This is a genomic window from uncultured Sphingomonas sp., from assembly GCF_964250165.1.
Lineage (GTDB): Bacteria > Pseudomonadota > Alphaproteobacteria > Sphingomonadales > Sphingomonadaceae > Sphingomonas.
Genome location: NZ_CAXUEK010000029.1, coordinates 25,060 through 32,189, shown reverse-complemented (window position 1 = coordinate 32,189; position 7,130 = coordinate 25,060). Strand labels below are relative to the sequence as shown.

Annotated in this window: 6 protein-coding genes and 1 rRNA gene; 1 reads left to right on the top strand and 6 read right to left on the bottom strand. The window is 70.3% G+C overall.

Going from position 1 to position 7,130, the window contains the following annotated elements; genetic code table 11:
* Window positions 1–85: ribosomal RNA gene (locus tag ACFE64_RS08130) — 16S ribosomal RNA — on the bottom strand; the annotation flags it as partial.
* Between the two features lie 478 nt (window positions 86–563).
* Here ACFE64_RS08130 and ACFE64_RS08125 point away from each other — a divergent pair.
* Complete coding sequence (locus tag ACFE64_RS08125) at window positions 564–2,042, top strand: lipopolysaccharide biosynthesis protein (RefSeq protein WP_375391955.1); 1,479 nt, start codon at window positions 564–566, stop codon at window positions 2,040–2,042.
* Here the strand turns inward: ACFE64_RS08125 and ACFE64_RS08120 are convergent.
* From ACFE64_RS08120 to hisS, 5 genes are all read right to left on the bottom strand, one after another.
* Window positions 2,030–2,461, bottom strand: a complete 432-nt coding sequence (locus tag ACFE64_RS08120) for a CBS domain-containing protein (protein ID WP_375391954.1) — start codon at window positions 2,459–2,461, stop codon at window positions 2,030–2,032. The two genes, ACFE64_RS08125 and ACFE64_RS08120, sit on opposite strands and share 13 nt — an antisense overlap.
* 170 nt (window positions 2,462–2,631) lie before the next feature.
* Window positions 2,632–3,525, bottom strand: coding sequence for a DUF4167 domain-containing protein (locus ACFE64_RS08115; RefSeq protein ID WP_375391953.1), 894 nt, complete (start codon window positions 3,523–3,525; stop codon window positions 2,632–2,634).
* Between the two features lie 233 nt (window positions 3,526–3,758).
* Window positions 3,759–4,688, bottom strand: a complete 930-nt coding sequence (gene prmC / locus ACFE64_RS08110; protein ID WP_375391952.1) for a peptide chain release factor N(5)-glutamine methyltransferase — start codon at window positions 4,686–4,688, stop codon at window positions 3,759–3,761.
* Window positions 4,681–5,754: a peptide chain release factor 1 gene (gene prfA / locus ACFE64_RS08105; protein ID WP_375391951.1), complete on the bottom strand. Its 1,074-nt coding sequence runs from the start codon at window positions 5,752–5,754 to the stop codon at window positions 4,681–4,683. Before prfA ends, prmC begins: the two co-directional genes overlap by 8 nt.
* A gap of 118 nt (window positions 5,755–5,872) precedes the next feature.
* Window positions 5,873–7,114 (bottom strand): histidine--tRNA ligase, encoded by a 1,242-nt coding sequence (gene hisS, locus ACFE64_RS08100; RefSeq protein ID WP_375391950.1) that lies wholly within the window; start codon window positions 7,112–7,114, stop codon window positions 5,873–5,875.
* Window positions 7,115–7,130: the final 16 nt, after the last annotated feature.

Here is a 7,130-nt window from a genome sequence, read left to right as displayed (position 1 = left end):
ACTAAGGCCGAAGCCTTCGTTCGACTTGCATGTGTTAGGCATGCCGCCAGCGTTCATTCTGAGCCATGATCAAACTCTCAAGTTTATGTCCGACCCGACCGAGGTGGAATATCCCCGACCGGACCGCTCATCTCAGGGAGCCCGACCTGCACAATCACATTACTGTGGAATGGTAATGGACATGCGAGCACGCACCGGCGAACCGGTGCGGACCATAGGTCAGGCTTGGCTTTACCTCGTTACCGACACCCTGAGGCTGTCGGACGAGGGCGCCGCCGCCCACATGTCCCTTCATCTTGACCAACAATGTCAAAGAGCGCAAAGAACCGACGCCTTGGCGTATCCTTCTTTCGAAGGGCTTGCCCTGGCGTCTGGCGATTTGGTGACCGCTTCGGTGAGCGCCGATCAAGTCGGCGTCCGTCGCTGCGTTGGAGCTCATCTATGGCGGGCCGTGGGCCACGTCAAACGCTTTTTTGCTTTTTTTTGACCGGACGCACGGAAAGCCTCTGAAAACGCCTGATTTACGGCCTGGTAGGAGCGTGGCGCGTAGACCCTCGCGTGGCATGGACACGGCGCTTCCCCCTTCGAATCAGGCGACGGAACCGCTTGGCCATCAGGTACGCCGGGCGGTGATCTGGCGCTCGGGCAGCCAGCTCGCGTCGCAGCTGGTGCAATGGGCCGCCACCTTCGCGGTGATCCGCATCCTCAGCCCGCACGACTACGGCCTGTTCGCGATGACGCAGGTCGTGCTGGTCTTCCTCAACATGCTGAACGGCTATGGCCTGGCGAGTGCGCTGGTGCAGGCGCCGGAGCTGTCGAAGCGGGCCATCCGCCAGGCGTTCGGGATGCTGCTGGCGCTCAACGGCGCGCTGGCGGCGGCCCAGCTCGCCCTCGCGCCGCTGGCAGCGGCCTATTACCGGCAGCCGATCGTCGCCGAGCTGCTGCGGGTCCAGGCGCTGCTCTATCTCGCGACGCCCTTCATCGCCCTGCCGCAGGCGGTGCTGAGCCGGCGTATGGATTTCCGCCACCAGGCGCGCGCCAACATGGTCGGCGCAGTGGCGGGCGCGGGCGCGGCGCTGGGCGGAGCGCTGGCGGGCTGGGGCGTGTGGACGCTGGTGTGGGCGCCGATCATCCTGTTCTTCGCGCGCGCCGCGGTGCTGACCGTCAGCGCGGGCACGCTGGTACGGCCCTCGTTCGACTGGCGTGGCGCGGGCGCGCTCGCACGCTACGGCGGCGTCGTCGCGGCGGGGCAGCTGACCTGGTTCGCGCAAAGCCAGGCCGACGTGTTCATCGCCGGCCGCTGGTTCTCGCCGCAAACGCTGGGCATCTACACGACCAGCCTGTTCCTGACGCAGATCTTCGTGGCCAAGGTGGTGCCGCCGCTCAACGAGGTCGCCTTCTCCGCCTATGCCCGGCTGCGTCACGACCGCGAGGCGACGGCGCGCGGCTTCGTGCGCGCCGCCGGGCTGGTGATGACGGCGGCGCTGCCCTTCTATCTCGGGCTGGCGGCGACCGCCGAGCCGCTGGTGCTGACCGCGCTGGGGCCGCACTGGGCGGAGGCCGTTCCGGTCGTGCGCCTGCTCGCGCTGGCGATGCCGTTCATGACGGTCCAGGTGCTGTTCACCCCGGCCTGCGACGCGCAAGGGAGGCCGGGCGTGGGCGTGCGCAACGGCGCGGTCGGGGCGGCGCTGCTGACGATCGCGTTCCTGGTCGGCGTGCGCTGGGGGCCGACCGGGCTCGCGCTGGCCTGGCTGGCGGGTTACCCGCTCTATCTGGTCGACAGCGCGCGCCGGGCATTGCCGGTGATCGGCGCGCGGGCGGCCGACGTGACGACGGCGGTCGCGCCGCCGGCGCTTGCCGCGCTGGGGATGGCGCTGGCGGTCTCGATCCTCGATCGCGCCTTGCCGGCGCTGCCCGTGCAGCTCCGGCTGGCGGCGCTGGTGAGCGCGGGGGCGGCATTCTATCTCGGCTGGCTGGCGACGTTCGCCAGACCGACGCTGCGCCTGATGATGGACGTGGTGCGGCGGCGTCAGGCGGTCTGAATGTAATCGCGCATCGCCGCGGCATCGGCCTCGATCCCATCGATACGATGCTTCACCAGGTCGCCGATCGAGACGAAACCGACCAGCCGGTCGCCGTCGAGCACGGGCAGGTGACGGAAGCGCCGCCGCGTCATCAGCGCCAGCGCCGCGATCACCGGCTCGGCGGGAGAGACGCCGACGGCGGGGCTCGTCATCACCTCGCCGACCGCCGTCTGCAGCGCATCCGCGCCCCGCGCCTGCACCGCGTGAAGCACGTCGCGCTCCGAGAAGACGCCGGCCACCGCGCCGCTGGGATCGAGCACCGGCGCCGCGCCGATGCGCCGTTCGGTGAATAGCGCGACGGCCGCGGCCACGGTCGTATCCCGGGTCAGCGAGATCACCTCGCCGCCCTTGGCGCTCAGGACTGCCGCAATCGTCATCGCGCTTCTCCTTATGGGTCAGCCTCGCACGGGCCGCGCGCCGTGGCAAAACCTGCCGGATCGTCGGCCGGCGCTCTGCCATCCAGATCAAGCCGGCGCCGGTCTTCGCCACACGAAAAGCCGGCCCCGCGCAACGCCGGGCCGGCTTTCGATGTCAGCGCCGGTGCGGATCACTCCGCGGCGGTCGGCGCCTCGGCGGCACGCGGACGACGGCGGCGCGGCTTCGGCTCGGCGGGCCCGGCATCGTTGGCGGCAACGCCCAACGCGGGCGGCAGCCGATCGGCTTCGAAGGCGGCCGGCGCTTCGCCCGCATCCTCGTCCGCGCGGGGGCGGCGGGTGCGGCGCGCCGGTGGCGGGTCGAGCGGGCGATCGGCCTCCAGCACCTCTTCGGCCCGCTGGGCCAGCGTCTCGCGGGGCGGCAGCGGCTCGGCGCGATGCTGGCCGGCAATCGTCTCGGGGCGCTGCTCGCCGCCGCGATCGTTGCGGTCCCGCCACTCGCGCCGGCCCTCGCCGTTGCGGCTGTCGCCGACGTTCCGGTTGTCGCGGGCGTTGCGATTGTCCGGAGCGGTACGGTCGTCGGAACGACCGTCGCTGCCGTTGCGGTTGTCGCCGACCTCGCGAGGCTCCCCACCGCTGCGGTCGCCGCCGTTGCGGAAGCTCTCGCGCGGCCGCTCGTCCCGGTCGGCACGAGTGCCGTCGCCCTGCTCGCCGGAGCGGATCGGCTCGCCCTCGTCACCGAACTCCTCGTCGGCGTCGTAGTCGATGTCGTTGCGGGCGCCGCGCTGCTGCGGCTGGTCGTCGAAGCGGCCGCGCTGTTCGCTCAGCACCCGGAAATAATGGTCGGCGAACTGCAGATAATATTCGGTGTTCACCCGATCGCCCGCGCGCTGCGTGTCCGCGGCCAGGTTCTTGTATTTCTCGAACAGCTGGCTGGCGTTGCCGCGCGCCCGATTGTCGATGCGGCTGCCATTGCCCTGCTGGCCGCCCTGGCGCGGCCCGTTGCCGCCGCCATTACCACCACCCCCACGGCCGCGACGGCGACCGTTCTGACGATTGTTGATCAAAAGTATCGTCCTCGTGCTCGAACCAAAATCGGCTCTCTTCTCCGAATGCGCCTCAGCCGCCCGGATCACCGAACGGTGCGCCATGGCCGCGAGTGTCAAGCTGCGCGGCGATGATACGAAGTGCTGGCAAGCCCCTGGCCGGCGACCTCCGCCGGACTTGCGTACCCTGCAAGTTGCTTAAGCGGACCAAACCGGTCCCACAAGAAAAAAGGTGGGGTGGGCGCTCGGTTTGTTCAAGGCGTGACCATCACGCAACGGTCCCTGCCGCCCAAGTCTTGACGCAGGTTAACGCCAAGGCCCGCCGCGCGGAACAGCGCGGTCGCCCAGGCGCCCTGATCGTGCCCAATCTCGATGCAGGCGACGCCGCCCGGGGCAAGCAGGCCGCGCACGACGCCGGCGACCTGCAGCAGGTCGTCATGCCCGTCCAAGCCGGCATAAAGCGCCGCGGACGGCTCGTAACCGGCGACTTCGCGCGGCAGGTCGGCGCGGCTGGGGATATAGGGCGGGTTGCACAGTACGAGGTCGAAGTCGCCGCGCGGCAGCGATCCCTCGCTCCAGTCCCCCCACTCGATCCGGGCGCGCGACCCGAACCCAAGCCGCCGCGCATTGGCGCGCGCGACCTGCACCGCGTCCGCCGAGCGGTCGATCCCGATCCCGGTGGCGGCCGGCCACTGGTCGAGCGCGGCCAGCAGCAGCGCACCCGAGCCGGTGCCGAGATCGAGCACGGTCCGCGGTCCCGGCGTGCCGGCGAAATGGTCGACCGCCGCTTCGATCAGCGTCTCGCTGTCGGCGCGCGGGATCAGCACGCGCGGGTCGACGGCCAGCTCGATCGTCCAGAAGGCGCGCACGCCCGTGATGTAGGCGACCGGCTCTGCCGCAGTGCGCCGCTCCGCCAGTGCCGCGAAGCCGGGCGGCGCGGGGTCGTCCAGCCGCCCGAGCAGCAATGCCTCGCGCGTGACGCCGAGCGCGTGCGCCATCAGCAGCTCGGCGTCGAGCCGCGGCGTGGCGGACGAGCCGAACCGACGCGCCGCGGCGGCAATGGCCTGCCTGATCGTTCCCCTCCCGCTTGCGGGAGGGGCCAGGGGAGGGCTTGCTTCGGCGGGCAGGCGTTCGACACGCCCTCCCGCTGCCCCTGCCGCACGCGGGAGGGGAGCTTCACCCATCCAGCGACGCCAGCCGCTCCGCCTCGTCCTCCGCCACCAGCGCGCCGATCAGCTCGCCCAGCTCGCCCTCCAGCACCTCGGGCAGGCGATGGAGCGTCAGGTTGATGCGGTGGTCGGTCACGCGGCCCTGCGGGTAATTGTAGGTGCGGATGCGCTCGGAGCGGTCACCCGAACCGACCATCGCCTTGCGCGAGCCCGATCGTTCGTTCGCCAGCCGCTCGCGCTCGGCCTCGTAGAGACGGGTGCGGAGCACCTTCATCGCCTTGGCGCGGTTCTTGTGCTGGCTGCGCTCGTCCTGCTGGATGACGACCAGCCCGCTGGGCAAGTGCGTGATCCGTACCGCGGAGTCGGTGGTGTTGACCCCCTGCCCGCCCGGCCCGGACGAGCGATAGATGTCGATGCGCAGGTCCTTGTCGTCGATCTGAACGTCGACGTCTTCGGCTTCGGGCAGCACCGCGACGGTGGCGGCCGACGTGTGGATGCGGCCGCCGCTTTCGGTCGCCGGCACGCGCTGGACGCGATGGACGCCGCTCTCGAACTTCATCTTGGCGAAGACGCCGCGGCCCTCGACGCTGGCGACCGCTTCCTTGAACCCGCCCGCCTCCGACGCGGAGGCGGAGATCAGCTCGACCCGCCAGCCCTCCTTCTCGGCATAGCGCTGGTACATGCGGAACAGGTCGCCGGCGAACAGCGCCGCCTCGTCGCCGCCGGTGCCGGCGCGGATCTCCAGCATCGCCGCGCGCTCGTCCGCCGCGTCGCGGGGCAGCAGCGCCAGCGCGAGCTTGCGGTCGGCGTCGGCGAGCGCGGTCTCGTTGGCGACCAGCTCGTCGGCGGCCATCGCGCGCAGCTCGGCATCGCTCTCCGCCGTCATCTGCTGGAGCGAGCGCGCCTCCTGCCGCAGCCGCCGCACCTCGCCCGCCGCGGCGGCGACCGGCTCCAGCTCGGCATATTCCTTGGAGACCTGGACGAAGCGATCCGACGGCAGATCGCCCGTCGCCATCAGCGCCGCGAGCTCATCCCGCCGCGCCTCGATCTGCCGGATGCGCTCGGGGGAGATGGTGGTCATGCGCGCCACTCTCCCTCGATCGTCACCCCGGCCTTGAGCCGGGGTCCCGCTTCTTTTGGCCGGGCAAGAACAGCGGGATCCCGGGTCAAGCCCGGGATGACGAGAAACAACCGCCGCATCAGTCAGTCGCTCGCCCGAATAACGCACGTACCATATCCGCGAGGCCGGTATCATTCCCTAACGAGCGGACGTTCGGCTCGGTCCACTCTTCGCCTTGCAGCGAGACGATGCACGCTGGTGCAAGGCGGACGGCGCGATCGTACCGCTTCCGAGGGTTGCCCGTGATGAACAACTCTGTCCGAATCCCCATGAACCGTAAACGGCCGGTCTTCAGCACCGCGTCCAATTCACGCTCGTGATTTTCCGCGACGATGGCGACCTGCAAGTGCTCGGGCTTTGGCTCCCCCACCAGCATCGCCAACCGCTCCACCCCCGCGGCCCAGCCCACGCCCGGCGTCGGCGGCCCACCCAGATCCTCGATCAGCCCGTCATAGCGCCCGCCCGCCAGCACCGTGCCCTGCGCGCCCAGCCGGTCGGTGACGAACTCGAACGCGGTATGGCGGTAATAATCGAGCCCGCGCACCAGCCGCGCGTTGCGGGTCCATTGCACCCCCGCCGCGTCCAGCCCCTTGGTGACCGCCTCGAAATAGCCACCCGCCTCGACCGTCAGATAGGCGTCGATGTCCGGCGCGGCGGCGGCGATCGGGCGATCGCGGGGATCCTTGCTGTCGAGAATGCGTAACGGGTTCTTCGCCAGCCGCGCCAGCGAATCCTCCGACAGATCGCCGCGATGCGCCTCGAAATGCGCGACCAGCGCGTCGCGCCAGCGGTCGCGCGTTTCGGCGTCCCCCAGCGTGTTGAGCTGCAGCGTGACGCCGTCGGCCACGCCAAGCTCGTGCAGCAGCTGGTCGGCCATCGCCAGCAGCTCGACGTCCGCGGCCGGCTCGGGCGCGCCGATCACCTCCGCGTCGATCTGATGGAACTGGCGGAACCGCCCCTTTTGTGGCCGCTCGTAGCGGAACACCGGGCCGCTGGTCGCGAGCTTCAGCGGCGCGAACTGCCGCCAGCCTTCGGTCAGATAGGCGCGCGCGATCCCGGCGGTGAACTCGGGCCGCAGCGTCAGCGAATCCCCGCCGCGATCGGGAAAGGTGTACATCTCCTTCGCCACCACGTCGGTGGTCTCGCCGATCGAGCGCGCGAACACCTGCGTGTCCTCGAACACCGGCACCTCGACGCGCTGGAAGCAGTACAGCCGCCGCACGCGCTCGAACGTGGCGAGCACGTGCGCGAAGCGGCGCTGCTCGTCGCCGAAGATGTCTTGCGTGCCGCGGACTCGCTGAGGCGTTTGCATGCGCGGCATGCGGGGAGGGGTCTGG